Genomic DNA, 25,615 nt, shown 5'->3' on the forward strand with positions numbered 1-25,615 from the left:
ATCTGCATCGTCCGTTCACGGTCATCACCTCCTCTTCAACTACCCTGCTGACCGAGGTTCGTGCGCGCGGCGCGCTGGTAGGCCGGCGTCGTGCCACTCACCGGCGTACCGTCGGAGCCACCACCTGAGCCCGTACGATCGCGAATCTTGCCGCCGGGGCGTGGCCCTCGCCCGTTAGCGCTTAACGCCCGCCCGATCGCGATCGCCAGACTCCGCGAGGCAAGGCCCGCCACGAATGCGCCGAAGCCGGACAATGTCGCGCCGCCCGACAGGCCCGCCGCCACGGACGGCAACTGCCAGCCGACCATCGCGAGGAACACGCCGGTCGCGAAGAGGCCAATCGCGGCGGCGGCCGCCGCGCTGTCGTCCAGGGAGGCGGAAATGGCTTGCACGAGGACCGATGCATCGGCGCCGGGTGCGCTACCCGTCGCATGAAGCGACGTGAGATCAGCCGAGAACGCGGTGAGCGCCATACCGAGGAAGGCGGCCACGAGGACCTGCAGCAACGCGTAATTGGCGACCTTCGCGGTCCACGCCTCGAAAAACCGCGCGGTCGGCGCGAACGCCGCGCAGGCGATGAAAATGGGCCCAAGCCCAAGCACGAGATCGAGCAGCATCCTCGCCATCACGACCTCGAAGGCCAGAACGATCAGGAAGATCGAGCCCCCGAGCGCGGCCACCAGGCCACACAGAAAATCGCCTATCGCGGCGGCGAGACCACTCGGGCTGATTCCTTCGTGCGTCGCCTTGTCGAAGTAGGCGTCCATCACGAGATCGATCTGCTGGTCGTAGCAGTCGAGCGTCTGGTAGATGCCGGTCGCTGCACCCTGCCCCGTCACGCTGCTGCCGTTGGCCGAGCCGCAGCCGGGATTGCCACCGCCCGTCGTGTTCGCCGCGTTCTGGATCGTCTGGGCGAGTCCGGACGTCGAACCGTCGACAGCGGTGACGACCTGCTGCTGGTAGACCCCGGCGCTCAGTGCGAATGCGAGCGTGATCGCCACCTTTAGCCCGCGCCACGCGAACGCCGGCACGGCTTCGTGCGCTTCGCCGCGCACCACCGCGAGACCGTAGGCCAACACCCAGATCGTGACAGCCGTCGTGACAACTGGCACGAGCGCGCCGGACAGCGCCGACGACACGTTCGTCACGTAGATCGACATGCCGTTCTCGAGCGTGCCGCACACAGCGGTAAAGAGGCCGCTCATCCCACACCTCCCGGCCCCGGCAACAAAGATAGGCGCGCACTGGCCTGTTCTAACTGTGCGGCGCGGCGCTTCGCAAGCTGTTCATGGAAGACGGGCAACCAGTCCTGTGGCGCGTCGCCGACCTGGGCGCGGATCGTGTCGAGCAGTTCAACGTTGTCGGTCGTGCCCGACAGCACATCGAGCACATCCCCAAGGCCCGTGAGATCGAGCCGGCCGATGGCCGAGCGATGGCCCTGCTTGACGAGGAACAGGCGGCTGTTCTCGCCGAGGTTGCGCACGATGTTGAATTCGGCTTCGGTCAGCTTGAAACCGCGCACGTAATCGTCGTAATCGGCGCGCGGGTTCGGCAGGAAGAAGAACGTCGCGCTCTGCTCGATCAACGCACTCGCAATGTCACTGCGCAGCACGTCGGCCGGCGACTGGGTATCGAAAATCCCAAGCCCGTTCTGCTTGCGGATCGTCTTCTGCTTGTTCTTCGCGAAGTCCGTGAAAACCGGATCGTTCAGGCGCTTCCAGAATTCGGTCATCACGTAGATGAAGCGCCGGCCGTCGATCAGGTTCTCAGTCCGGTGCAGCAGGTACATCGTGACCGGCGTCGACACCTCGGCGTCGTCCAGCAGTTCGGTATCGTCGAAGCCGAACAGCGTCGCGTGCGCGAGATCGATGCGATCGGTCGGGTTATCGAGCACCCAGCCCAGGCGCCCGCCCGCGCACCATTTCGCGAGCCGCGCATGCAGGCTGTTCTCGCCCACGTTCGGCAGGAGCTGCCGGACCATCGACAGACGACGCAGGGGCTTGTCCATGCGCGCGACTTCGCGCACCGCGCGGGAGATGTCGATCTCGTCGCGCGCCGACAGCGGCGCGCCGATGTCGACGAGCTTGCGCACGAGGCGCTCCCAGAAGTCGATCATCGGTTCGCCGGGCGCCATCTGGAACGGGTTCAGCCCGGTCGGTTCGCCGCGGCGAAACACCGTATAGGTGCCGCCCATCGCGCGGATCGCAATCTCCGTGCCGCGATCCTTGTCGAACAACACCGCCGTGATGCCGTACTTCGTCGCCATCGCGAGCAGGAACAGTTCGAGCACGGTCTTGCCCGCGCCGGCCCGGCCGATGATCTGGGTGTTGGCGAGTGCCTTCTCGTCGAGCGAGTCCTGCTTGTCGGATGTCGCGTGGCAGTTCAGATAGAGCGGCTGCCCGCTGGGCGTCTTGACGATCGTGATCGCCTCGCCCCACGGATTGCCGTCGCGCTTTCCCGTCGCGAAGTTGTGCAGGCTCGACAGGCCGCAGAAATTGCGCGAGGTGAGCTTTGCCTCGCGCGGCCGGTAACGCCAGTTCGCCGGTAACTGGGCAAACCAGGCCGCATCGGCGACGAGGTCAATCAGTGCCGTCTGAAAACCGGCATCGGCGAGTTGCGTGCGGGCCTTTGCGACGCTTCGCGATACATCATCCAGCGTGTCGCCGAGCACGGCCAGCGAATAGTGGTATTCGCCGAGAACGAAATCGCCGTTGATCAGATCGTCGAGCGCCTGATCGATCGCCGTGACCTGGGACACGGCGACGTCCTCTCCCGCGATGAGCTGGTTGCGTTGCCGCTCCAGCGCCTCCTTCGCACTGGGCCGGTCGAGGATCGTAAAAGACTGCGTCTCGATGTACTCGAAGTCGCCATACAGCAGACCGTTGAGCATGCCCGGCTCGGTGTCTTCCGGGTAATCCTTCAGGTCGAGCATCGCGGCGAAGCGGGTCTCGACCGGCATGCGGATCTCGACCTTTTCGGCCCCGACGAAGAGGCGCGACGTTGGCAGCGCCTCGCGGATCGGGCCGGAGGGTACGGGCTCCCGCTCCCAGACGCCGTTCACCAGATAGCCAAGCAGTTCCAGCGCCGACGAGTAGCGGCGCGGGCGCGACGTGAAGGGAATTTGTCGCGTATAGACACCGAGGGCGACCGGATCGTAGGGCTTGAGGCTCGCCTCTACCTGAGCGGCCAGTTCGGCCATCACCTTCAGTGCGTCGAGCTGGTCGCGCCGGATATCGTCGCGTGTGCGGCGCGCCGCACGGCTGAAGACGCGTCCGAGCCGGGTGCGGTTCGGACGGTAGATCACCGTCAGATACAGCTCGTTGGCCATCATCCGGTAGCCCGCGAAGGTCGCGTAGTAGCGTATGGCCAGTTCCTCGCAGAAGCGGTTCCGGTACGCCGTCGGGAAGCGATCCGACACACGCCGGCGCAGCCGATGCGACCATAGCGCCACATGGCCGCCGGCGAGCCCGCGCACGAACTGGTTGAACCCATCGTGACGCGCGAAGATATCGGCAGGATCAGACGCCTCGAACGCGATGCCGGCAATCTTCCAGCTCTGCAGGTAGTCGCCTTCCTGCGTTTTGATCACGTGGTCGGTCACGTGCGTCGAGTAGGGGATGTAACCCGCAAGCGGCACTTCCCGATTCGCAACGGAAACGAATTGCGGTTTGGCCGGCATATCACGCCCTCCTCTTCAGGAGGACCGGCACGTAGGCATGCATGCCCCAGAAACAGCGGTTGCATTGGCGCAGCACCATGCGAACGCGTAGCGAATACTGCGCGAGGCGCTGATCGTCATGGCGCGTGATCATGCGCATCGCGACCAACACGGGAATCATCAGGAAGAGGATCGCGATACCCAACGGGGGGCTCGCGAGCAGTGCCCAGATGGCCGGGATCAGCATGCCGCCACCGACCACCAGGAACGGCACGAGCGGCACGCCCCAGAGCATCGCGGGACGCGTACAGCCCTTGAAGACGGGATCCTTGAGCGGGTGCATGGTTCGGCGCTCCTCGATCAGCCTGCCGGAATCAACATGCTAGCGATGACGGTCGCGCAACCGACGAAGAGACCGCCGATAAAGACGTTCGCAATATCACCGAACCGGGCATGCTGGAACATCATCCGGAAGCCCGCCCAGATGATGGAGATCGAGCAGATCACGCCCCCCACGCCCAGCAACGTCGTCTGGATCGTGCTCAGCAGCGTATTGACCTGGGAGAGCTGCGCCCATGCCGGCACCGCGAACATCAGGGACGAAGTGGCGATCGCGATTCCGCGCGCCGCCGTTCGGCCGGACAGCCACCGCCTCGTCCACATGTCGAAATTTTGTAATTTACGAAGTATTCCTAAGTACATGACCGGCTCCTGTTCGATCGATCACTATCTGATTCTTCAAAGCGACGGGCTAGAACACCACCGCACTGCCATCCGGTTCGCGCCGCTGATCCTTAACCGGTGATGTGGCAGTCTCTCCATTGCGGTCCTGCCGCGATAGCTGTCTAAAGACAGATGGGGAAAGAGAGGGGCGAACCGGCGTCGCTGAATCGACCGGCACGACCGGGATAGGGATGATCGCCGGCACGCCCGGCGGCAACGGCAACTGACCCGCCGCGTTGTCCACGACGCGCTGTACATACCCCGTCCGGTAGCCGGTCGAAAAATTGCCGCTCGCGTAGCAGGACAGGCTCGCGCGCAGCGCCCCCTGTACACCGGACTGAGAATCGGCATCTGCATGGACCCGCCGGCTCCGCGCCGTCGCGAAGCAGTCTTGAAGGATCGCGGCGCCCGCCCCCAGGTTGCGGCACGGCTCGAAAGCGTTCTCGGCAGTCAGGCCGTAGTCTTGCCAGTTCGCGCGATTCACCTGGGCGAGTCCGACGCTGAAGTTCCAACCCGTCGTCTCCAGCGCGCGTGCCGTTGCCACCGCTTCGGCGGCATTCGATGGTTGCCGCAGCAACCGGCCATGCACCACGCCGATCGCATAGGGATTGAATCCGGATTCAGTGCGCACGATCGCGGCCATCGTGACCGGCGCGATCTGCGGCGCGCACTGCTGCGCGAGTGCCATGAAGTCGAGGGACATGATCAGTTTCCCCCGCCGAAGCGATCCCACTGCTGGTCGATGCGCTGCTGGAAGAGCGCTGCGGACCGCGTCGGGTCATAAGGCGCTTGCGTACTGCCCGCCCCATAGAATTCAGTGATCGTGGGCCCCTGTCCACCAACGTCCCACCAAACACGTGTATAAAGCTGGTTGTCGATAGTGACGTTGATGGCGCCGGTTGCCCGACACAGCAGTTCGCTCTGTTCCGGGCCACCCCAAAACAGCAGGTCTTCGCGACAATAACCGCCGCTCGCGAACGTATTGGTGGCGGACGTACCGTGCGCCCCGCCTGCACCGAACTCGCACGTCGGAAATGGGTCGCCGTGCCGTAGCGCGCGCCAAAGCTTCTCGATCGGCGGCACGCATTCGCCATACTGCTCGGGACCGCCGGGATTCGATAGGCAGAGCATGACCTGGCAACCCCAGTCGTCCGCATGCGCCACGCCCGGCGTGAAAACCGAAGTGCCGGCGAGCAGTGCCAGCGCGAGCGACCAGCGCCGCGCAATACCGCGCATCGCGCGCAGTTCACGACACCAGAGAACGAAACGATCCATCTTCATGATCCACCTTCCATCGATTCAATCCGTCGCGCACCGACGTACCGACACGGATGTGCGCGGGAAAAGAAACCCGCGGGGCCGGGGAGGCACGCCGCGGGTTCAAGGGGGATCAGCAGAAAACCAAAAAGCCTGCGACCGTAAGGTTCACAGGCTTGACTCGCATTGCGACCAACTACGCCCACACACATACATCGGGACATCGGAGCCGCTGGCGCGTACTCGGTCGTGCGTTTGCGCGTCGACCGGAACAGGTTGTTGACTGCACTCTAGGTGCGATTTTGCAGAGAGGCAAGCCTCGAAATCGCCGGTATTTCCGCACTGTCGTCCGTCAGGTTCCCGGGGTATCCGGCGAATTCCGGAAAAATTTTACGGCCGTTTCTTCTCCAGCAGACGGGCAAGCGCGTGCTCGGCTGCGGCGAGCTCCAGTTCGTAAAGACTGCGCGGATAACGAGGAATTCTGAGGCGGCGACAAACCACTTCGCGACCGGCGTGCCACAAGAACACCATACGAAGCAATTCCTTGTGACGAGGCTCGAGACATCGCCAGGCCGCCTCGATCCTAGCTGCGTCGATCGGATTGTAGGCGCCACGTGACGCATTGGCCCAGTTGTCGAGACGGGATTGCAGCGACGCACGGGATGGATCAATCATCATCATGCGCCCTGTCGAACGGACTGGCCGCCACGCGATATCCGGCTGGATTGACCAAAAACGTCTCGATGTCCGACGCTCGCCAGCCGACCATTCGCCCGCCCAGCGATACTGGCCTCGGGAACGTTCCATCCTTGATGCGCTGATAGATGGTGGTCCGAGACAGGCCGACGACCTTCTCAACCTGTTTGCGACGCAAAATCGCGCCTGCCACATGTATCGAATCCGACATGACTTCCTTCCTCCTGGCTTTGTGCGGATCTGTCCGGCACAGATCCGATTCAAGCAACAGGAAGCACAGACGGGGAAGTCCGTCTTACCGTCAGTACACCCCGTCAGGACCGCGACCGCGAGTATCGGCTGCCAGCATTCTCCTTCAGCCAATCGGGTCGGATTGCAGACGCATACGTCTGCGCGCTTCGAGACGCCTCGCCGTCGGGTTGAGCTTTCAGATTCAACCGTTCGTCGATCGCCCGCGCTACGACGGACGACTTGGGCGGATTGTTCTCGTCATAGTCGGACCAGAAAATTTGCATGACATCAAACATTCCGGAAAGAATCTCGGTGATAAACGGCAGCCGAACGGTGATCCCGTAAGAATGCTCCGACTGCTCCTCGCAGGCGCATTGCAACGTCCTCCACGATGGGGCCATCGCACGCAACGACTCAAGCTCCTGCTCTTGCCGCTCCTCTATCGCATGGTGGACGGCCACCGTACGAAGCAACGCCTTTCCCATATCGCTCAGTTGTCGCTCCTTCCCTCTCAATTGCTCCGTTAGGCGGCGAACGTCAGCCTCGGCCTGGTCGACGCGCCTCTGCAGTGAATTTGGAGCAAGCGCTACGGTGCTATCGTCACGTGCTCCTGCTGGCTGACATGGGTTCTCTGAGTGATCCATGATCGTCCTCATCGCCTGCAGCGTTCTGCCGCATCACTTCCCCGTTACGTGCCACAAATCAGACCGGACGGCGACATCGATCGTCCAGCCGATCCAAATTGCAGCACGGTCCCTTAGCGTTGACCTGCAACTCCCGCAATTCCCTCATTCGACTATTACAGCGCCCCCTTGGGGCAGCGTATCCTCAAGTCAGACATGACACTCTGACGGCCGGTCAGTGGTAAAACGATCGTACGAGCCGGCCGTTGTCGGACGCAGCGCTGCAAGAAAAAGTCTAGTTCGCTGGCTGCGGGATCGGCACCACACCAGACTACATTGACTTTTAACCGTCGCTGTGCTAGTTGAGGTAAAACATGTACGACGTGGATGCTTTGAAGAAGTTTGACCTGGTGATTGATGCGAGGAGCCCGCGTGAGTTCGCCGAAGACCATTTGCCAGGTGCGATAAACCTGCCCGTTGTATTCGATGATGAGTACGCCGAAGTCGGTACTACGCATCGAACTGATCCTATGCGCGCCTATCAGATCGGCGTCGCCTATTCTTTAAAAAACATTGCGCGGCACCTCGAGCTTCCGTATTTTCGGCCAAGTCGAAAAATGTCAATTCTCGTTTATTGCTTCCGGGGTGGAAAACGAAGCAAGCTCTGGGCAGACACGTTAGAAACAATTGGCTACAAGGTCGAACGGCTTCCAAAGGGTTGGAAAGGATATCGGAGCTGGGTTCGTGAAACTCTTGAAGAGATCCCTGCCAACTTGCAGTTCAATGTGCTTTCCGGTCCCACAGGATGCGGGAAGACGCGTTTGCTGATTGCTTTGAGAGAGTCCGGTGCACAGATCATTGATCTCGAAGATCTCGCCTCGCACCGAGGATCGATCATTGGGGCAATTCCCGGACGACAGCAACCCACTCAGAAGCTATTCGACAGCATGTTGCTTGCCGAGCTTTATCGGCTGGATTCTTCGAGACGCGTCTGGATTGAAGGTGAGAGCAAACGTATCGGGCAAGTCCAATTGCCTACTGCGTTGTTCGATCGAATGCATGAGGGACGTTTGTTTTCGGTCAAAACGCCGATGCCCGAGCGAATCGAAATGTGGCGTCGCGAGTATCCCCACTTCGAAAAAGACCCTGAGGGTCTAGTCACGCGCCTAATCTATCTAAAATCCCTCATAAGCGGCGTAACCCTACAAAAATGGATGTCGCTGGCTGAGCGTCATGAAATCGTCGCCTTGTTCGAGAGCATCATGCTCGATTACTATGATCCTGCATACTCGCGCTCTACGAAAAAAAACTACTCGCGTACTGGGTGCCCTATAGAGGTCGAACTTGAGACATTGGATTCATCATACCTTGCTACAGTCGCAAAGCGTTTGATTTCTGAGAGCGAGACGCCGACGTCGTTGACGCGTGAGTAAAATCTTTGCACGTCGATCCATTAGGTAGTACCAAGCCGGCGGAAACAGCGCTAACCAAAGCATCTGAAAGTAGCCTGCGGGCATAGCGACGCCTTGCGAATTGAGATTCAAATATTTCGCCTCACTTTCGCGATGGTGAGCGTTGTGAAATCCGTTATTGACAAGCAGACAGTTCGACAGCCAGAAGTCGACGTCCCAAGCTGTTATCGTGGGATGGGAGGAATCCACGACGATACCGTAATGCTGCATATATCCCACTGTTTCGACAACAAAGATGCTAACAATGCAATAGCCGATATAGAACATTGCAACTCGACCTTGCAGAACCGCTGCTATGGTCAGTAGAGACAAGGAGAAGACTAGGTTTCTAAACAAACTCAACGGTACTTTCCCATCACGATATGACTGCGGAGAGAGTGAAGAGGTAAAGGCAGCCGTGTAGGATCTACCGGCATGGCGCCACGCCGACGTTCCCAACGGTGCCGCCGAACCGAACTTCGGATTCCCCACGTGTTGATGATGTAGTTGATGTGCGAATCGATAATGCGGATAGCCGGCGACGGCGAATGCGATGTCACTTGTCTCCCTCCAGAATCTATTCGATCGATGGGCAAGTTCATGAAGGTGCGCCATCGCGGTCGCGCTGAGTAATCCGCAAGCTGTCGCAAGTCCGATCAACTCTATCCAAGACGACGTGCTTGCGCGCCATGCGCCGATTCCTATCGCGACCATCCACGCGACCGCGAACCAACACGGCACTTGATCCTCAGTTGTTTTCTCAAAGACTTTCCCCGCTCCCGGAGCTCCACGGCCTACCGCCGCGTCCAGCATAGGAACAAGAAAAAGGACGATCATCGCGAACGCCCACGGCTGTCCGACAAGGAACAGACCAGCCGCGGCTATCGGCAAAGTTAGTGATAGCCAAAATGCGCTAATCGAGTTACGCCAGAAGGTCATTTACCTGAGCGAACTTAACCGCTTCCGAAATATGAGAAACCCCAATCTTGTCCTTTATCTTTTTATAGTTTCCATAGACCGTCTGAATAGAAACATCTAATTCGCGAGCAATATCCTCGGCAGTAAATCCCATCTTCACGTAGCCCATTACACGAAGATCCATTTCAGTAATTCCATGCGCCTCAACTAGCTCGCGCTTTGAGACTCGATTGAACCAATCCAGTAGCTCCGAGGCGAGCGCCCTGAAGTACAACCGATGTGCACCGAGCTTTTTTTCCCCGATCTCCTGGCTATCGTCGGAACCGATGTACAGAACGCCCAGACGGTCTGAGACGCTCGTATGGACGGGAACGACGATTCCACTTCTGAAGCCATGTTCACTCGCGGCTGCAAGCATTTCACACTGGCCTTGCGTCTCAAGCGTAATCTCCGAACCGGTGATTGGTGCGGTGTTGCTTCGCGCATACTCCAAAAATGGATCGGTCATATACCACTTATTGGTGTTGTACATCTGGCACCATTCGGGGCTGCAGCCGATCAAAAAACGATGCGTAGGACGGGCCGCCGTCGACACTCCGGGGTAAATGGCAACGAAGACGTACGACTCTCCGCCCAGTGCACTGACTATGGCTTTCACGCAATCGGCCAATTCGCAATCGCCGCTGGCGCTGATGAGCCTTTCAAAAAGGACGCTTAGGTCTGGGGGCGTCAGTTGGGTGGCCATCTCTTCCGCCTCTATCCCCTTCCCGATCTCTCCAGCTATCCGAGCGTGCGACTTTCTAGAAGTTGACGCCGAACCTCGTAATACAACGGGGCGAGTTCTTTCGAATAGTCATCTGCAACGGCGAATCGTTGGACATCGTACGGAACCGTTATGGGAAGCACCTGGACGAATGTCGATTGATCTCTTTCAATCAGTCGTCGCTCCAGAATGAACCCCGGGGGAGCCCTAAAAAGACTGAGCACAACCCGCTCTCCGCCGATAAGGAGCCCGCGCTCAAAAATAAGGCTCTTCATCATCGACTCCGTCACGGAGATTGCGATGACCACAGGAGGAGCAGGCAATCCCTTCAGCATCGATTTCTGACGTACTGGAGATAAAGTCCTCGGACCCGCACGCATCACACTCCACGATCAAACCGTTGAACACGGCGCCGCAGCACTGACAAGTGAGGCGGTGAACCTCACCTGCGGCGAGGATTTCCCAGCAGTCTTCCATCGGAACACTGCATTTGGGACAGAGAAAACTCAGTTCGCATGTAGCGCTTGCCATGACCGAAAGCTATACGAAAGAAAAGCCGCATGAAGCAATACTCCAGCTTAGTTTGCTCGGTTTCATCTGCCAAATAGGGGGAGCCAATAGTGTATCGACTCCTCATAATGCGAATTTCTTGAACGATGGCGTGGTCTGGCTTAAGGGTTGCTTCAGCGGGTGCGGCCGACTTAGCAAAACCTGATTGTCATCAATTGGGGGCAGACTCGGAGTTTGTACGAGGCGCAATGCCCCAAGAGCGAGCTGCCAAAAGGCTCGTCGTTAGCTCACTTCGCTCTTCGGAGAATCTAGGGTAGCGTCGTCCCGAGCAAATATTCGTCCCACGAGAGCCGCAACGCGCCGCTGACGTCCAAGTTTTTTGCGTATACGAGTACGTATACAGTCGCTATCGGAATCATGTTTCTTGTTATTTTTCAATTGGTTATGTGTTTAATTCGAGTCCTCTCCTGGCACCACAAGTTGTTCCGGCGTAAGCCGAAGTAGTTCGAGAAACCCCGTAAGATCAAAGTCTTACGGGGTTTTTTGTTATTCACAGCTGGGCTTCCGGAGCGCCAGGCCACGCTCTCAGCCCCACCTGCATTGCGGCACATGCGCCGATCTCGCCACGAAAGCCCGTCAACATCAATCCCTCCGCATGCGAACAACCAACGCGAGCAAGCGGGCGCGCATTTCATCGGCCGGCAAGTGCGTGGGCCAGCCGTGACCAGGAAGCAACCAGTCGAAGCGATACGCGGCTAGCTTGCCAAGCGATTCGGTGAGCTCAGACCATGAATACCAGCACGCGTCCCTGAACGCGACGAGGTCTCCCGCGCGCGGGCTCCACGCGAGCGAATCACCCGAGAACAACACGCTGTCGTCGAGCAGGTACACGACGCTGCCGCGCGTGTGCCCGGGGACAGGGATCGCGCTTACGCCGACCGCAATGTCCGTTGCCGATCCATCGTCGAGCAGGTCCGTTGCATAAGGCGCGGCCGACATGTCTTCCCGGTGAATCCAGACGCGCGCGCCGAAATGACGAGCGTATTTATCTGCGTCCGCGACGTCGTCACGATGCGATAGAAGGATGTGCGCGATGCCACCGTTCTCATCAAACCATTTCACGAGTTCCGCCGCGTAGCGCGGTGAGTCGATCATCAGATTGCCGTCCGGACGCCTCGCAAAGTAAGAGTGCGCGCCAAACGACGACCGCGCGTTAAATCCGCAGCGCCATACAGCCGACGTGATCGGCTGTGGAAAGATCGCGGCACCCGGACGAGGCTGCTTCGTTTCACTCCGTACCGACGCCGTAGGACACACGAGCACCGCACGCCATGCGTCGACGTGCTCTTCGGGCGTAACGGGCTGCCGCAAGAAGACACTCTTGTCGTTTCGTTCGACAATCAGCCCCGGCGCGACGTGACGCGATGCACCGCAATTGATGCACGCTGTGTCGATGTACCACTCGCCTGGGACGGAATCGGCGTTGCGTGTCGGCTTCATTCGATGCTCCTGTCGTCCGGTCGGCAAATCAGGATCCACATACGTTTTCGTCCCGGCGCCCGCGTACGAGAGAAAGGGCGGCTCCATCACCGGTTGTGAGCAAGTTTGCTCCCACAAGCCTTTCCTTGCACACCGCCATCGCCAGGCTCCGCCCTCGATTCTGCATAAGCCATCGGATAGGCCACACCCGCGCGGTCTGATCCGCGGACGCGGTCACCACCCGCTGGCCGTCCGGGCTGAAGGCAGCGGAGCTCACGGCTCCCAGGTGCCCGGTGAGTTGCGCGATCACCAGGCCAGTCGCCGCGTCCCATACTCGCGCGTTCTGATCCGCGGACGCGGTCACTACCCGCTGGCCGTCCGGGCTGAAGGCGGCGGAACCCACTGCCCCCTGATGCCCGCTGAACTGGCCGATCTGTTTGCCCGTCGCCGCGTCCCACACCCGCGCGGTCCCATCCGCGGACGCGGTCACCACGCGCCGTCCGTCCGGGCTGAAGGCGGCGGAAAAAACGGTGCCGCGATGGCCGCTGAGCACCACGATCTGTTTGCCGGTGGCCGCGTCCCACACCCGCGCGGTCCCATCCCAGGACGCAGTCACCACCCGCTGGCCGTCCGGACTATAGGCGACGGAATCAACCGGCTCCTGATGCCCGCTGAGCAGCAAGATCTGTTTGCCCGTGGCCGCGTCCCACACTCGCGCGGTCCCATCCGCGGACGCCGTCGCCACCCGCTGGCCGTCCGGGCTGAAGGCGGCGGAAAAAACTGCCCCGTGATGCCCGCTAAGCTGGGCGATCTGTTTGCCCGCGGCCGCATCCCACAGCCACGCGGTCTGATCCGCGGACGCGGTCACTATCCGCCGGCCGTCAGGGCTGAACGCAGCGGAGTCAACCCACCCCTGATGCCCGCTGAGCAGCGCAATCTGCTTGCCCGTGGCGACGTCCCACACCCGCGCAGTCCTGTCACGGGACGCCGTCACCACCCGCTGACCGTCCGGGCTGAAGGCGGCGAAAACGACTGGCTCCTGATGTCCGCTGAGCAGCAAGATCCCCTTCCCCGCGTCCCACGCGCGCGCTGTCCTGTCACGGGATGCAGTCAACACCCGCTGACCGTCCAGGCTGAAGACGGCGACGTTCACCGGCCCCTGATGTCCGATGAGCTGCACGATCGTCTGTCCGGTCGCCGCATCCCACACCCGCGCAGTCTTGTCATCGGAGGCGGTCACCACACGCAGGCCGTCCGGGCTGAAGGCGGCGGAGCTGACCGGTCCCTGATGTCCGATGAGCTGCGTGATCACGTGGCCGGTCGCCGCATCCCACACCCGCGCGGTTTTGTCATCGGACGCGGTCACCACGCGCCGGCCGTCCGGGCTGATGGCCGCGGAGAAAACCGGTCCCTGATGCCCGGCGAGCTGCGCGATCACGTGGCCGGTCGCCGCATCCCAAACCCGCGCGGTTTTGTCATCGGACGCGGTCACCACGCGCCGGCCATCCGCGCTGAAGGCCGCGGAGCTCACCAGTTCCCGATGCCCGCTGAGCTGCGCGATCACCTGGCCGGTCGCCGCATCCCACACCCGCGCAGTCCTGTCCGCGGACGCGGTCACCACGCGCCGGCCGTCCGGGCTGAAGGCCGCGGAGAAAACCGGCCCCTGATGCCCGTTGAGCTGCACGATCTGTTTGCCCGCAGCAGCGTCCCACACCCGCGCGGTCCTGTCCGCCGAGGCGGTCACCACGCGCCGGCCGTCCGGGCCGAAGGCGGCGGAATAAACCAGATCCCGATGCCCGCTGAGCTGCACGATCTGTTTGCCCGTAGCCGCGTCCCACACTCGCGCGGTTCTGTCCGCCGAGGCGCTCACCACGCGCCGGCCGTCCGGGCCGAAGGCGGCGGAATAAATCAGCCCCTGATGTCCGCTGAGCTGCACGATCTGTTTGCCGGTAGCCGCGTCCCACACCCGCGCGGTCCCATCCCAGGACGCGGTCACCACCCGCTTACCGTCGGGGCTGAATACGGCGGAATCGACCGCATCCTGATGCCCGCCGAGCAACGCAATTTGCATTGATGCCTGCGCGCCGCGCATGAGCTCCAGCTCTGCGTCAACCGATCCCGGCGAGAGCCAACTCTTGCGCACCGCCAGTATCGCGAAGCGCATTGCGCGATCGTAGATTCCCGCGTCGTTCGCCAGCGTCGCGGCCGACGCCAACACAACGGAAGTCTGGCGTGCGACCGTCCGGGTCTGATGAATGATCCACCCCCCTGTCGCAAGCAGAATGAACGCGATTACGCCCATCAGTACCTGGATGAGTCGCTGCGTGGACGCTGTCCGTGTGTGAGCGATTCGCTGCAACTGCGACTCGCGCTCCTCGCGCCCGCGGCAAGCCCGCAAATAGGAGAGGTCATCCGTGCCCAGCATTCGTTCGAAGTCCGAACGCTGCAGGATCGCTTCCGCGCTCGTCAGCCGCTCGCCGGCGTGGGCCAGCCAGGCCGTCCCCTGCCCGTGCTTTTGCCACTCCTGCGCCGCTCGCTGCACGGTTGCGACTGTCTTGAGCGCATCCGCGTCCGCGTCGAGCCAGGCGGCAAGGACAGGCCACTGCCGTAACAACGCCTCGTGCGCGATTTCAACGATGGTGGCTTCCTCATTGCCAGCTTCGGCCTTGCGCCGGTCTTGCAATAACAGTCGATACCGGATGAGACGCTTCAGGACGGCACGGGCGGATTCGGGAAGCTCATCCCAGCGTGCCACACGGCGCTTGCGCTGTTGCGTCAGCGGTTCGACGTGTGCGAGCCATGGGATCAAGCCCTCGCGCAGCAGGCGCTCGCGCTCGGCCTTATTTGCTGGAACGGCGGGCTCCCGTCCGGGATCGGCAAATGCCGATTCGACCGCGGCCTCGATGGAACCGCGCATACCCCCGATCGCCTGATAGTCGGCTACGCTGAAGTTTCCGGTGGCGCCATAGTCGGTAAATAGCCGCTCGAGCGTAAAGGCCAGCAAGGGCAATGCGTCTGCCCCTTCAGTATCCCGAAGAAGCCGCTCGGTCAGCGCTGGCTCGATCGTCAGCTTACGCCCGGCGGCGGTAGCCCGCGCGGCAGGACCCTCGATCACCGCCTTGAATTCCGCGCGCTCCAATGGAGGGAGACTGAAGACACGCGGTGGTACGCCGCGCAGCGTTGGCGCGCTCTGCAATTGCTCGTAAGCGTCTGTGCGGATCGCCACGACCGCAAGCGCACGCTGCCGTTTGCCGATCGTCTGCATTCCCGCGTGTTCCGCCGTGGCGAGCGTCCTCGCAAGCAGGGACAGGAAGTGCGAAGACTCCTCTTCGCCTTCCGCGCTGAATAATTCCTCGCCCTGGTCGACGCAGACCAGAACGGTCGGCACAACGGCATCTGACGCGAGCCGCGAGCAGTGCAGCGTTCGAAGCTGGCCAAGCAATTGCTCGAATCCATCAGGAGTCTGAACTGCCTGGCGGATCTCGGCGCGCGTCCTGAGTACCGCGAGTTCCAGAAAGGCCAGCTCGATACTGACGACGAGTCCGGTGGCGCCAGTAACAACAGCCCGCTCCGGACGGATCACTGGAAGCGGCAAAAAGTTTCGGTCATCGCGCTTCAGGCGCGGCCACAGGCCGGCCCGCACAAAGGACGACTTGCCCGCTCCGGATGCGCCGAGGATGACCAACATCCGCTCGATCCCCTGCTCGCGGACACTGCGTAGCGTATCGAGCCCGCGCAATACCGCCGTGTCCCGGCCAAAGAACACGGCCGCATCCTCGGCCTCCAGCGCTCTCAGTCCCGGATAAGGGGGGCGCTCGGCATCGTTAGCCGGCGGCCACGGAAAGCCCGACGGAGCGGAGCCGGCTCGTCGCAGCCCAAGCTCGAGCCGGGCAAGCCCCGCTTTGGCGAAAGAGACTTCAGTTGCCGAAACGAGCGGGTCATGCGAGACCCGGAAGCTCTGGCGTTGGGTCCCGGCGGTGAGGTCACAGACCTGCCATTGCGCCGTCAATTCTTTCGGCAAGGCGTCGATCGGCGTCGCCTCGACGAGCACACCGAAGATTGTCTTGCCCAGGAATCTGGCAAAGGTTAACTGAGCCAGGCACGAGCGAGAGTCGCACCATGCGGGCGAAATCAGAAACAGCACGGCCTCGCAGCGGTCGGCCGCAGACTTGAGCGCTTCCTGCCAGCGTTCCCCAGCAGCCACCCCCTCGACCGGCTCGAGGTCCAGGAAGTAATCATCCCAGCCGTTATCGGCAAGCCAGTGTCCGATCGCGAGCGCGAGAGCGTTATTCGCGCTGGCGTGGCTGATGAAGATCGTGGGCACCGCGCTGCGAACTTCAGTCCCGCAGTTGACTGCACTCGCAAAGGACACCATCCACCTCATGTGTTTGAGTCTGGCATCCCGCGCGCTGAATTGATTGCCTCAATGCTTTATAGCTCGCGCCTGGCGGACACGATGAGAGCGTCCAGCTTGTCCGCGGTCCTGCATTCGTCAAGCGGCGTGTAGACGGTGAGCTTGCGATCGGAGTCGTCCAGCAGCGCGAAACTGGTGTATTCGAAGACCATCAGGCCTTTTCGCGGATGCCTGATGCGCTTGATATTCGATAACGGATTGAGCACCTCGTGCCTGCGCCACCACGCATTGAATTCGTCGCTCCTGTGTCGCAGCGCCGATATCAGCCGTTCAAAATCAGGATCGCCCACATAGCGCGCACTGTCGTTACGGAACATCGCAAGGGACGCACGCGCCACTTCCTCCCAGTCAACGAGCAAACGGCGGTGCCGCGCATTCGCGAAAACCATGAACATCAGATTGCGCTCATCCACCGAAAGCTGCCCGTAGTCACCGAATACCAAAGTGGCGGCCCGATTCCAGCCCAGGATATCCCAGCGACGGCCAGTGACGTAAGCGGGCTGGCCTGACAGGCTGGCAAGCATCCGTTGCACCGGCTCCTCGAGCTTTTCCGGATTCGTCGACTGGAGTTCCGGCGACGGACGATCGCTCAATACGAACAGATGCCGCCGCTCAACGGCGTCCAGTCGCAACGCATCCGCGATTGCGATCAGCACCTCTTCGGACGCGCGGACGTCGCGCCCCTGTTCGAGCCAGGTGTACCACGTGATACCGACGTCCGCGAGCATCGCGACTTCCTCGCGGCGCAGCCCCGGCGTGCGTCGTCGAAAACCGTCCGGCAATCCGACCGCGGCCGGACTCAGGTGCTCGCGCCGCGACCTCAGGAATGCGCCTAGCTCACCACGGCGTCGTTCGGCGGCGAGGGTTCTGACGTTCATCGTCATCGTGGTAGCTCCCTATACCAGTATCGATCCAGCACTGTTTGTCGCGCGGCAAAGCGCACAGGATGAAGACGAAACCAACTTCCAGTCTATTCAATCATGAACATGACGAACAAGCTTGTGCTGGTTACCGGCTCCACCGACGGACTCGGACGCTGCGTCGCGAATCGGCTGGCAGCCCAGGGCGCGCACGTGCTCGTTCACGGGCGAAACATGGAACGGGGCGAATCCGTCGTTCGCGAGATAGCGGGTGCGGGAGGCAAAGCGACTTTTTATCCGGCTGATCTGTCTACGTTCGCGGAAGTTCAATCGCTGGCAAGCGCGATCGGGCGCGCGCACGATCGACTCGACCTGCTTATCAACAACGCCGGCATCGGAACCGGTCCGCGTGGCTCGACCAGGCAAGTCACGGCGGATGGAATCGAATTGCGGTTCGCGGTGAACTACCTCGCGGGCTTCGCCCTGACGAGGCTTCTGCTGCCTCTTTTGCTGACGGGCTCGAGATCGCGGATTGTCAATGTTGCTTCCGTGGGACAACGCCCGATCGATTTCGACGACCTGATGTTGAGCCACGGCTATAGCGGTACCGCGGCCTATTGCCAGAGCAAGCTCGCGCAAATCATGTTCACGTTCGATCTGGCCGACGAACTGGCGCAGACCGGCGTGACGGCGAACTGTCTGCATCCGGCCACATACATGGACACAACCATGGTGAGGAATGGGGGAATCACGCCTCTGAGCACGGTCGAGGAAGGTGCTGACGCAGTTCTTCATCTTGCGGCCAGCACCGCAATGGAAGGCCGTACCGGCCTCTATTTCGACGGCACAGGGCTCGCCAGAGCTCATCCCGACGCCTACAACCCTGCGCTTCGCAAGCGACTGCGTCAGCTCAGCTTTCAGTTGACGGACCCGTCGCTGGCACATTGACACATCGAACTTCGATGTCGGTCCGGCCCGGGTTCCGGAAACCCGGCATTTTTCAAAGAGCGGAAACTTCAACCATGTCAGATCATGTCTTCATTGTCGGCGGTTCTTCCGGGATTGGCTTCGCTACAGCGAGCCGGCTACTGGAGCGGAGATACGCGGTTACGATTGCCGGGCGAGATTCGGCGAAACTGGCCAAAGCGAAGGCCGCGTTGCGCGGCGCTGCAAATACGGTGAGATTCGATGCATCCGATGCATCGACCATCGCCGGCACGTTTGCCGAGATTGGCGCAATCGATCACCTGGTTCTCGCGCTCGGCAGTGGCAAGGGGGGAGGCCCGTTTTCAGCCGTCAGTCTCGATGCGGTGCGTAGGGGATTCGATGAGAAAGTGTTTCCTCATTTCGCGTGTGCCCAGGCGGCCCTTGCGTCGATTGCGAAAACCGGAAGCATCACTTTTCTCTCTGCCGTATCGGCACACTCGGCCATGCCCGGAACAGCGGGCCTCGGCGCAGCGAACGCGGCGATTGCGGCGATCGTGCCGATCCTGGCGGCAGAGCTACGCCCGTTGCGGATTAACGCAGTTTCCCCTGGCGTCATTGATACGCCGTGGTGGGACTTTCTCTCTGAGCAAGATAAGGAGTCCGCTTTTGCCGGTTATGCGGCGAGAACGCCGGTAGGACGAATTGGCCAGCCTGACGACATCGCCATGGCGATTGAATTTCTGATTTCGAACTCCTTCATGTCTGGGCAAACCATCATATGCGACGGTGGAATTGGTCTGGATTCGGCTGGCCAGACCGTCCCGCTGACCGAGCCTCGCTGACGATCTGCATCAGGTGTCACCGGTGGGAACGATTCCCGCCGCCTCGACCATCAGGATCACCGTTTTCACAGGCGCTCGAGGGCGATGCAGCAGGCCTTTATGCACGACAAACGCTTGTCCCGGGCCCAGATCGACGACCTGGTCCTCGAGGTCGATCAGGAAGCGTCCGCTAACCACATAAAAGAATTCGTCCTGCGCGTCATGTTTGTGCCAATGATATTCGCCCTGCACGACACCCAGCCGAACTACCGACTGGTCCACCTGACACAGCGTCTGGTTGTACCAGGGATGGCCGTTTGCCGCCACGAGGGCGGGCACGTCGATGACTTCGCCGAAGGAGTAGAGGACGTTAAGGTGGGTCGAGTACGGAAAGGAATCGGTGCTCACATCAGTCTCCATGAACGTCAGTTCGTGTCGAATATGCGAGCCACTGTAGGCCTAGGCAGTTCTGTTGGTCTTGTACCGGACCGTCAATCTTTGGTACGGGAGCGATCTTCGAGCAACTGCGCGCGGTACGCGCCCGGTGTCAGCCCCATCCTGCGCCGAAACACGCGTGTAAAGTGGCTTTGGTCGGCGAAACCGGCGGCCTGAGCAATCGCTTTGAGCGAATGGCGTCCACCGGTCAATTGAGCGCATGCAAAATCGAGCCGAAGCTGGCGCACGTAATCTCCGACAGTACAGCCATAGTGCTTGCGGAATTCCCGCGCGAGGTGGTCGGCGCAAACATGGCTGTCCGAAGCGATTTCGTCCAACGTCAACGTCTCACGAAAACGATCGTGCAGCAATGCTTCCACGCGAGCGAGCCATCGACGTGAACCGCCAACCGTTGCCGCGCGCGGGACGGCCCGCTCGCACGCCGCAAGAAGCTCGAGTACCAGCCCTTCGACTGCTAGCGATGTAGCCGAATCCTGCTCACGGCACTCGCGGACGAGACGGCGCATGAACGACAACGGAGCTCCGCTGGCGAAGTCATCCGGGCGATCGAGGACTTTGGTCCGACGGCCCAGCCGCTCTAGCCACGAAGACGAAAATTCGACATGGAGCGCCTTGCCGCCGGCCCCGTACCAGCAATTTGCGTGCGGTACGGCTGCGGGGAAAAGCGTCAGTGACATCGGCCCATCTTCGCCACCGCGTGACGGCCAGGTTCGTGTACCGCGGCCGTCCAGCACAAAACAGAAAAACGGATTCACATGTTCGTGCTGCGGAATGATGAGATCCGTTGCGAATTGGGTCTCCACGACCGAGATGCCATCACCCCTGTATTGCAGGGTGGTAGCGCCGAAGTAGTCGCCCGGCTCAAGTACCCGTAGCATGGGATTGCTCCCAAAGAGACGTTGCAGTCGATATTACACACTTGTCGGCCCTGCGAGTCAGCTCCTGCCACGATGTCAACGGCATCGGATCAGCGGGCAACGAGCACAAAGTCCTGGGGCTGGTCAATCCAGCCAGCCGCGCAGTCGCGCGTGATCGAGAAAACGGTAGACGTCGGGCGCAAGTTCGGACGTGCGGAAAAGCCGTTCGAGTTCGCCGATGATGTCGTCGAGCTCGTGTTCTCCGTCGCAACGCGCGAGGATCGCGCCGGCGCTAGCGTTGAGCTTCACCGTCCCTTCGGCATAGAGCAGCACGTAGGCGTCCTGCGCCGCTTCCCACTGCAGGCGGAAGACGCTTCGCAGGCGGGGGCGCAGCGGCACGCCGCTATCCGAGTCACGCGTGTTCATCGCGATCCCAGTGTATTCATGGCCGTTCGTTGCGTGCGCCGCCCGCGGCGCCCTACGTGCAGCGCGGGCGGCACGCCGCAGCCCGATCAGCGATTGGCGATATACAACGTGATTTCAAAGCCGAAACGCACTTCGGCATACGAGGGGGTAATCCATTGCATGGCATGTCTCCTTGTTTGCGATTGGATGAAAAACCGCACTCGATGCGCGGCCGCTCCCTTCAAAGCAAAGGATATGCCGATGTCGTAATGCGAGGCGCGGGCATTCGGGAGATGGGCGGTGTTGATTTTTGGAGCACCGCTGCTGCGCGATGCAACAGCGGTGCGACAACACATTGGCGAAACCGAAGTGCCGATGAAAGCGGTGATGGGCTCAAAAATCGTCCACGGTACGTCCCGGCTCGACCGCGGGCATCTTCCGGTAGATCATGTTGCGCGACACGCCGAGTTCGCGCGCGGCCGCCGACACGTTGCCGCCATGCCGCGCGAGCGCCGCGGCGATCACCGACACGGTCACGTCCTGCAGACGAGCGCACTCCGGCACGCACGCATTGCCCGCGCCTCGCGTATCCGCCGCGCCGCTCGACGCAACGCCACAGCGCAGGTCATCGAAGAAGTCATCGGGCAAATGCTCGCGCCGGATCTCGCCGTCCGCGTCGACCATGGCCGCCGCGGTGCGCAGCAGATTGCCGAGCTGCCTGAAGTTGCCCGGCCACGGACAGCGCTCGAACATCGCCATCACGTCGGGCGCGACGTGAAGCGGCTGCCCGCTTGCGCTCGCGAGCGATTCGCGCAGCAACATCTTCTGGATCACGACCGCGAGATCGGTCCGCTCGCGCAGACGCGGCAGACGCACCACGAGGCCATTGAGCCGGTAGTAGAGATCCTCGCGGAAGCGGTTTTGCGCGATCATCACGCGCAGGTCACGGTGCGTCGCGCAGATGATCGCGACGTCCACCGCAATGCTGCGCGTCGAGCCGAGCGGGTTGACGACGCGTTCCTGCAGCACGCGCAGCAGCCGCACTTGCAGCGAATACGGCATGTCGCCGATCTCGTCGAGAAACAGCGTGCCGCCGTTCGCCTGCAGCAGCTTGCCGATTGCACCTTTGCGCCGCGCTCCGGTGAATGCGCCCTCCTCGTAGCCGAACAGCTCGGATTCGATCAGCGTCTCGGGAATCGAAGCACAGTTGACCGCGACGAACGGCCCGGCATGGCGCGGCGAATCATTGTGGATCGCCTGCGCGAGCAGTTCCTTGCCCGTGCCGGTCTCGCCATTGATCAGGATCGGAATGTCCTTGCCGATCACTCTTTTGACCTTCGCAATGACCGCGGCGATCTGCGGGTCGCCCGTGTCGAGATAGCTCAGACGTGAAAGCCTGGCAACGGTCTGCGGCGGCTCCTCGCGCGCCGCCGCCCGCGCGCCCTCGTGCACGGCGACCGGGCGGCTGCCTTCGGCCAGCGACGCCCGCCTGAACTGCACGCGCGCGCAAACCACCGCGCCGCTGCTCAGATTGAGCATCAGGTGCGGGTCGAGGCTCGCGCGCGCACGATCGATCAGTTGCGCGCTGGTGGTCTGGAACAGCGACGACAGCGTATGCGCGCGCAGCCCGGCGAGCGGCATGCCGAGCTGAAACTGCGCACTGCGGTTGGCCGACAGAAAACGTCCGTCGCTCGTGAACGCGACGATGCCTTCCATCAGCGTGCCGAGAAACTCCGGACGACTATGGAAGGACACTTGCAGCGTTTCGTGAAAGGTGGTCGTGAACAGATGATTCTCGATCATCTGCACCGACATTTTGGCGAGCGCCATCGTGTGCTGATGATAGCTGCGGTAGTCGCCCGTCACGTCGAGCACGCCGATCGCGTCACCATACGGATCGAGAATCGGCACGCTCGAGCAGGTCAGGAAGCGGTTCGCCGCGAGGTAATGCTGGTCGCCGTGCACGACCATCGCGCAGCGCTCGGCCAGCGCCGTACCGATCGCATTGGTGCCCTGGCGGTCCTCGGCCCAGTTCGCGCCGGGCCGCAGCGCGACTTTCTCCGCGCGCGCGAGAAAATCGTCGTCGCCGATCGAATGCAGGATCAGCCCTTCGGCATTGGTCAGCACGATCATGCTTTGCGTGTTGGCGATCTGCTCGCGCAGCGTCTCCATCACCGGCATCGCGTGCGCGCACAGCACCCGGTTCTGCTCGCGTTTGAGCACCAGTCCGGCGTTCGAAAGAACCTCGTAATCCGGTCGCGCCGACGCGCACAGACCAAACGTTTCGGACCGTTCGTGCGCTTTCTGAATCGCCGGCGCGGGAAAGTCATTGGACCGGACGGCCGTCTGAGCCACGGCCGGATGAACGTCATCGCGCATTGTCTCCCTCCAGCAGAGCCTGGTACCTTGCCAGACTTTTCTGCGTTCTCTTAAGCAAGCTCCGGGCCATTCATCGACGGTGGCGAAGCGAAGAGGCTGTATTACCGCAAATCGATGCGCGTTGCGATATGCGGAGTCACCCCGAGTGGCGCTCGACCCGCGCTGCTGACGTCGCCCTCGCCCCGAGCGATGTGCGCGAGCGCCGCAATTGTGCTGTTTCTCAACACTCCATCGCCCGGCGTTGTACCGGGACGCAACAGATGGAACGCCACGCAAGCGATATATGCCGCGGCACGTTTCAGGCGCGCCGCCCTTTCGGACTCGCTCACAAAAATGGCATGCGACTTGCAGTAACGGCATCGCATCCGGATCGACGATACGGAACGAGGGGCGACGCCTCTCCCGGCACTGCATCGACAAACACTCAGGAGACGACCATGAAGAACCGTTCGCCCGCCGCTGGCCGGCTGGCTGTCCTTGGAGCGAGCATCGCGATCGCGATGGCACTGAACGTGGCTCCGGTGGGCGCCGCCCCGGACTATCCCGCCGTGACCTACGAGCGCCTCGCTCAAGCGCAAAGCGACCCGGGCTGGCTCACCTATTACCGCAGCTATAGCGGCCAGTCGCATTCCCCTCTGAAGCAGATCGATGCATCGAACGTCGCCGGTCTCAAGCAGGCCTGGAGCTATCGTTTCCCCGCGGAACTCAAGCAGGGATTCGAAGCAACTCCGATCGTCAACGGCGGCTACCTGTTCGTCAGTATACCCAAGGACAACGTCTATGCGTTCGATGTCAAAACCGGCACGCAGCTGTGGAAATACGAGCCGAAGCTCGGCGCGGAATCGTTCAAGACCGCCTGTTGCGATGTCGTGAATCGCGGCGTCGCGCTGTATGGCAAGAACGTCTATGTGGCGATGCTGAGCGGCGAGGTGGCCGCGATCGACGCGCAGAGCGGCAACCTCGTGTGGAAGAAGCAGATGTTCGAGCCGGGTCTCGGCTACGCGTTCTCGCTTGCACCGCTCGCGCTCGATGGCGCGATCGTCGTCGGTACGTCGGGCGGCGAGTATGGGATTCGCGGCTATATCGCCGCGCTCAATCCCGACGACGGCTCGATCATCTGGAAACGCTATACGATCCCGAGTGCCGGTGAGAAAGGCAGCGACACATGGCCCGACGGCATGCAGGAACACGGCGGCGGCGCGGCGTGGCTGACCGGCACTTACGACGCGGCCACGCAGACGCTGTACTGGGGCGTCGGCAATCCGGGGCCGTGGCTCGCCGCGCTGCGTCCGGGCGACAACCTGTACTCCGATTCACTGCTCGCGCTCAACCCGAAAAACGGCGAGCTGAAGTGGCACTACCAGTACACGAACAACGACACGTGGGACTACGACGGCGTCAACACGCCGGTGCTTGCCAACATCAGCTACAAGGGCAAGCAGTATGACGCGATCATCCATGCCGACCGCAACGGCTTCTTCCACGCGATCGATCGCAAGACCGGCAAGCTGATCTACGCGGAGCCGTTCGTCAAGGCGCTATCGGTGACCGGCTACACCGCCGACGGCAAACCGGTTCAGGACGCCAGCCGGTTTCCGAAGGCCGGCACGACGATCAACACCTGCCCGAGCTTTCTCGGCGGCAAGAACTGGTGGTCGACCTCCTACGATCCGGAGCGGCACATCGCGGTGGTGCCGTCGCTGCATGCGTGCATGAGCCTGTCCGGCAAGTCGGTCAGCTACATGGAGGGCCTGCCCTACCTCGGCGAAGGCTTCGAGATTCAGCCCGAACCGGGCAGCCAGGGTTATGGCGAGCTTCAGGCCATCGACGTCAATACCGGCAAGAAGCTGTGGGGTCACTGGACCAAAATGCCGTGGAACGGCGGCGTCGCCACGACCGCGAGCGGGCTCGCCTTCAGCGGCTCGCTCGACGGCCATCTGTACGCGTTCGACGTGACGACGGGCAAGGTGTTGTGGGAGAGCCCGCAACTCGCGAGCGGCATCGTCGCGCAACCTTCCGTGTTCGAAGTCGACGGCAAGGAATACGTGGCCGTGCTCGCGGGCTACGGCGGTGCGAATCCGATCTGGGGCGGCCCGATGGCCGACGTCGCGAAGGACGTCCCGCGCGGCGGCACGCTGTATGTGTTCGCGCTCGATCGCAGCTAGGCACAGCAACCATTGCACCCGG

General features: G+C 61.7%; 23 protein-coding genes. 4 read left to right on the forward strand and 19 right to left on the reverse strand.

The genetic code is table 11. The features are described from left to right. Positions 1-35 precede the first annotated feature (35 nt). From AB3X94_RS14720 to AB3X94_RS14760, 9 genes are all read right to left on the reverse strand, one after another. Positions 36-1,205, reverse strand: coding sequence for a type IV secretion system protein (locus AB3X94_RS14720; RefSeq protein ID WP_368611923.1), 1,170 nt, complete (start codon positions 1,203-1,205; stop codon positions 36-38). Then, entirely contained in the window at positions 1,202-3,679 is a 2,478-nt protein-coding gene (locus tag AB3X94_RS14725; protein WP_184225653.1) for a VirB4 family type IV secretion/conjugal transfer ATPase, read from the reverse strand. Before AB3X94_RS14725 ends, AB3X94_RS14720 begins: the two co-directional genes overlap by 4 nt. Position 3,680: 1 nt before the next feature. Then, positions 3,681-4,001 (reverse strand): type IV secretion system protein VirB3, encoded by a 321-nt coding sequence (locus AB3X94_RS14730; RefSeq protein ID WP_368611924.1) that lies wholly within the window; start codon positions 3,999-4,001, stop codon positions 3,681-3,683. Positions 4,002-4,018: 17 nt separating this feature from the next. Continuing rightward, complete coding sequence (locus AB3X94_RS14735; protein WP_184248094.1) at positions 4,019-4,360, reverse strand: TrbC/VirB2 family protein; 342 nt, start codon at positions 4,358-4,360, stop codon at positions 4,019-4,021. A 49-nt stretch (positions 4,361-4,409) separates the two neighbouring features. After that, complete coding sequence (locus tag AB3X94_RS14740) at positions 4,410-5,084, reverse strand: lytic transglycosylase domain-containing protein (protein ID WP_184225650.1); 675 nt, start codon at positions 5,082-5,084, stop codon at positions 4,410-4,412. A 2-nt stretch (positions 5,085-5,086) separates the two neighbouring features. After that, a complete protein-coding gene (locus tag AB3X94_RS14745) occupies positions 5,087-5,662 on the reverse strand; it encodes a hypothetical protein (RefSeq protein WP_184248097.1) in 576 nt (191 codons plus the stop codon). Positions 5,663-6,028: 366 nt separating this feature from the next. Further along, on the reverse strand, positions 6,029-6,319 hold the full coding sequence (locus AB3X94_RS14750; RefSeq protein ID WP_311733455.1) for a hypothetical protein: 291 nt from the start codon (positions 6,317-6,319) through the stop codon (positions 6,029-6,031). After that, a complete protein-coding gene (locus tag AB3X94_RS14755; RefSeq protein WP_184225648.1) occupies positions 6,306-6,545 on the reverse strand; it encodes an AlpA family transcriptional regulator in 240 nt (79 codons plus the stop codon). Before AB3X94_RS14755 ends, AB3X94_RS14750 begins: the two co-directional genes overlap by 14 nt. Before the next feature lie 103 nt (positions 6,546-6,648). Further along, positions 6,649-7,050 carry a hypothetical protein gene (locus AB3X94_RS14760; RefSeq protein ID WP_260332039.1) on the reverse strand — a complete coding sequence of 134 codons (402 nt, stop codon included), beginning with the start codon at positions 7,048-7,050 and terminating at the stop codon, positions 6,649-6,651. 512 nt (positions 7,051-7,562) lie between these two features. Between AB3X94_RS14760 and mnmH the strand changes: the two genes are divergently transcribed. After that, on the forward strand, positions 7,563-8,621 hold the full coding sequence (gene mnmH, locus AB3X94_RS14765) for a tRNA 2-selenouridine(34) synthase MnmH (protein WP_368611925.1): 1,059 nt from the start codon (positions 7,563-7,565) through the stop codon (positions 8,619-8,621). Here mnmH and AB3X94_RS14770 read toward each other — a convergent pair. From AB3X94_RS14770 to AB3X94_RS14790, 5 genes are all read right to left on the reverse strand, one after another. Continuing rightward, entirely contained in the window at positions 8,550-9,578 is a 1,029-nt protein-coding gene (locus AB3X94_RS14770) for a fatty acid desaturase (RefSeq protein ID WP_368611926.1), read from the reverse strand. The two genes, mnmH and AB3X94_RS14770, sit on opposite strands and share 72 nt — an antisense overlap. Continuing rightward, positions 9,562-10,302 (reverse strand): autoinducer binding domain-containing protein, encoded by a 741-nt coding sequence (locus AB3X94_RS14775; RefSeq protein ID WP_368611927.1) that lies wholly within the window; start codon positions 10,300-10,302, stop codon positions 9,562-9,564. Before AB3X94_RS14775 ends, AB3X94_RS14770 begins: the two co-directional genes overlap by 17 nt. A 1,170-nt stretch (positions 10,303-11,472) precedes the next feature. Then, complete coding sequence (locus AB3X94_RS14780) at positions 11,473-12,330, reverse strand: MBL fold metallo-hydrolase (protein ID WP_368611928.1); 858 nt, start codon at positions 12,328-12,330, stop codon at positions 11,473-11,475. 28 nt (positions 12,331-12,358) lie between these two features. Next, entirely contained in the window at positions 12,359-16,633 is a 4,275-nt protein-coding gene (locus AB3X94_RS14785; RefSeq protein ID WP_368611929.1) for a TIR domain-containing protein, read from the reverse strand. Positions 16,634-16,740: 107 nt separating this feature from the next. Then, positions 16,741-17,601: a helix-turn-helix transcriptional regulator gene (locus AB3X94_RS14790; RefSeq protein WP_368611930.1), complete on the reverse strand. Its 861-nt coding sequence runs from the start codon at positions 17,599-17,601 to the stop codon at positions 16,741-16,743. A gap of 108 nt (positions 17,602-17,709) precedes the next feature. On the opposite strand from AB3X94_RS14790, the gene AB3X94_RS14795 reads away from it, so the two are divergent. Further along, on the forward strand, positions 17,710-18,531 hold the full coding sequence (locus AB3X94_RS14795) for an SDR family NAD(P)-dependent oxidoreductase (RefSeq protein WP_368611931.1): 822 nt from the start codon (positions 17,710-17,712) through the stop codon (positions 18,529-18,531). Positions 18,532-18,605: 74 nt separating this feature from the next. Next, positions 18,606-19,352 carry an SDR family oxidoreductase gene (locus AB3X94_RS14800; RefSeq protein ID WP_176108840.1) on the forward strand — a complete coding sequence of 249 codons (747 nt, stop codon included), beginning with the start codon at positions 18,606-18,608 and terminating at the stop codon, positions 19,350-19,352. Between the two features lie 9 nt (positions 19,353-19,361). On the opposite strand, the gene AB3X94_RS14805 is transcribed toward AB3X94_RS14800, so the two are convergent. The 5 genes from AB3X94_RS14805 to AB3X94_RS14825 all read right to left on the reverse strand — a co-directional run bounded on the left by AB3X94_RS14805 (position 19,362) and on the right by AB3X94_RS14825 (position 23,428). After that, positions 19,362-19,739: a cupin domain-containing protein gene (locus AB3X94_RS14805; protein ID WP_312883599.1), complete on the reverse strand. Its 378-nt coding sequence runs from the start codon at positions 19,737-19,739 to the stop codon at positions 19,362-19,364. 83 nt (positions 19,740-19,822) lie between these two features. Then, positions 19,823-20,665, reverse strand: a complete 843-nt coding sequence (locus AB3X94_RS14810) for a helix-turn-helix transcriptional regulator (RefSeq protein WP_368611932.1) — start codon at positions 20,663-20,665, stop codon at positions 19,823-19,825. A 123-nt stretch (positions 20,666-20,788) separates the two neighbouring features. Next, positions 20,789-21,070, reverse strand: a complete 282-nt coding sequence (gene pqqD, locus AB3X94_RS14815; protein WP_368611933.1) for a pyrroloquinoline quinone biosynthesis peptide chaperone PqqD — start codon at positions 21,068-21,070, stop codon at positions 20,789-20,791. Between the two features lie 86 nt (positions 21,071-21,156). Continuing rightward, positions 21,157-21,405, reverse strand: coding sequence for a pyrroloquinoline quinone precursor peptide PqqA (pqqA, locus tag AB3X94_RS14820; protein WP_368611934.1), 249 nt, complete (start codon positions 21,403-21,405; stop codon positions 21,157-21,159). Between the two features lie 37 nt (positions 21,406-21,442). Then, complete coding sequence (locus AB3X94_RS14825; protein ID WP_176108844.1) at positions 21,443-23,428, reverse strand: sigma-54-dependent Fis family transcriptional regulator; 1,986 nt, start codon at positions 23,426-23,428, stop codon at positions 21,443-21,445. A 437-nt stretch (positions 23,429-23,865) separates the two neighbouring features. Between AB3X94_RS14825 and AB3X94_RS14830 the strand changes: the two genes are divergently transcribed. Further along, positions 23,866-25,593 (forward strand): methanol/ethanol family PQQ-dependent dehydrogenase, encoded by a 1,728-nt coding sequence (locus AB3X94_RS14830; protein ID WP_368611935.1) that lies wholly within the window; start codon positions 23,866-23,868, stop codon positions 25,591-25,593. Positions 25,594-25,615: the final 22 nt, after the last annotated feature.

It is taken from the genome of Paraburkholderia sp. BR10923, from assembly GCF_040948765.1.
In the GTDB taxonomy this organism is placed as follows: Bacteria; Pseudomonadota; Gammaproteobacteria; order Burkholderiales; family Burkholderiaceae; genus Paraburkholderia; species Paraburkholderia youngii.

Excerpts from the sequence above, each read along its gene's own strand:
- AB3X94_RS14800 (WP_176108840.1), top strand. The coding sequence starts at position 18,606 with ATGTCAGATCATGTCTTCATTGTCGGCGGTTCTTCCGGGATTGGCTTC.
- AB3X94_RS14790 (WP_368611930.1), bottom strand. The coding sequence starts at position 17,601 with ATGAACGTCAGAACCCTCGCCGCCGAACGACGCCGTGGTGAGCTAGGC.
- pqqD (WP_368611933.1), bottom strand. The coding sequence starts at position 21,070 with ATGAACACGCGTGACTCGGATAGCGGCGTGCCGCTGCGCCCCCGCCTG.
- AB3X94_RS14720 (WP_368611923.1), bottom strand. The coding sequence starts at position 1,205 with ATGAGCGGCCTCTTTACCGCTGTGTGCGGCACGCTCGAGAACGGCATG.
- AB3X94_RS14725 (WP_184225653.1), bottom strand. The coding sequence starts at position 3,679 with ATGCCGGCCAAACCGCAATTCGTTTCCGTTGCGAATCGGGAAGTGCCG.
- AB3X94_RS14755 (WP_184225648.1), bottom strand. The coding sequence starts at position 6,545 with ATGTCGGATTCGATACATGTGGCAGGCGCGATTTTGCGTCGCAAACAG.
- AB3X94_RS14750 (WP_311733455.1), bottom strand. The coding sequence starts at position 6,319 with ATGATGATGATTGATCCATCCCGTGCGTCGCTGCAATCCCGTCTCGAC.
- mnmH (WP_368611925.1), top strand. The coding sequence starts at position 7,563 with ATGTACGACGTGGATGCTTTGAAGAAGTTTGACCTGGTGATTGATGCG.
- AB3X94_RS14810 (WP_368611932.1), bottom strand. The coding sequence starts at position 20,665 with ATGCTACGGGTACTTGAGCCGGGCGACTACTTCGGCGCTACCACCCTG.
- AB3X94_RS14730 (WP_368611924.1), bottom strand. The coding sequence starts at position 4,001 with ATGCACCCGCTCAAGGATCCCGTCTTCAAGGGCTGTACGCGTCCCGCG.
- AB3X94_RS14775 (WP_368611927.1), bottom strand. The coding sequence starts at position 10,302 with ATGGCCACCCAACTGACGCCCCCAGACCTAAGCGTCCTTTTTGAAAGG.
- AB3X94_RS14770 (WP_368611926.1), bottom strand. The coding sequence starts at position 9,578 with ATGACCTTCTGGCGTAACTCGATTAGCGCATTTTGGCTATCACTAACT.
- AB3X94_RS14740 (WP_184225650.1), bottom strand. The coding sequence starts at position 5,084 with ATGTCCCTCGACTTCATGGCACTCGCGCAGCAGTGCGCGCCGCAGATC.
- pqqA (WP_368611934.1), bottom strand. The coding sequence starts at position 21,405 with ATGTGTTGTCGCACCGCTGTTGCATCGCGCAGCAGCGGTGCTCCAAAA.
- AB3X94_RS14735 (WP_184248094.1), bottom strand. The coding sequence starts at position 4,360 with ATGTACTTAGGAATACTTCGTAAATTACAAAATTTCGACATGTGGACG.
- AB3X94_RS14795 (WP_368611931.1), top strand. The coding sequence starts at position 17,710 with ATGACGAACAAGCTTGTGCTGGTTACCGGCTCCACCGACGGACTCGGA.
- AB3X94_RS14830 (WP_368611935.1), top strand. The coding sequence starts at position 23,866 with ATGAAGAACCGTTCGCCCGCCGCTGGCCGGCTGGCTGTCCTTGGAGCG.
- AB3X94_RS14760 (WP_260332039.1), bottom strand. The coding sequence starts at position 7,050 with ATGGGAAAGGCGTTGCTTCGTACGGTGGCCGTCCACCATGCGATAGAG.
- AB3X94_RS14745 (WP_184248097.1), bottom strand. The coding sequence starts at position 5,662 with ATGAAGATGGATCGTTTCGTTCTCTGGTGTCGTGAACTGCGCGCGATG.
- AB3X94_RS14780 (WP_368611928.1), bottom strand. The coding sequence starts at position 12,330 with ATGAAGCCGACACGCAACGCCGATTCCGTCCCAGGCGAGTGGTACATC.
- AB3X94_RS14825 (WP_176108844.1), bottom strand. The coding sequence starts at position 23,428 with ATGCGCGATGACGTTCATCCGGCCGTGGCTCAGACGGCCGTCCGGTCC.